This is a genomic window from Allobosea sp. 05T439 (assembly GCF_056396005.1).
On record NZ_JBFTKP010000159.1, the window covers coordinates 1 to 423 of the forward strand.

Genomic DNA, 423 nt, shown 5'->3' on the forward strand with positions numbered 1-423 from the left:
CCGTCATCAGCAGCTTGCAGGTTTCGTCGCTCTCGGCCAGCCGCCCCATCGCTTTGTGCAGATGCTGGAACTGCTCCCGCAGCACCCGCCGCACCTCGAGAAGCGGCTCGATGATCAGGCGCAGATGCGGAGACTGTTCGAGCAGCTCGCCGCGTCTCGACGCAGATCACGGGAAACCCCGCGCTTGCCAGGCCGCTGTAGAGCCACTGCGACAGTGGTCCGGCCTCCAGCCCCACCCGCTTGTACGGCCCGCCGATCGCATGAAGCAGCTCGCCGATCGCCTCCGGCTCGCTCTCGACCTTGCTCTCCCGGATCAGCTTGCCGCCCGCATCCATGACGCAGACGCTGGTGGTGCGAACAGACACATCAAGACCGACGAACAGCTCCATGGCAGGCCTCCTGACCGGTTGGATCGATGGAGCC

The 423-nt window shown here is 65.7% G+C and carries 1 pseudogene; it reads right to left on the bottom strand.

From position 1 onward, the window contains the following. Window positions 1-389, bottom strand: a pseudogene (locus AC1DIO_RS35530) (hypothetical protein); the annotation flags it as partial. Window positions 390-423: the final 34 nt, after the last annotated feature.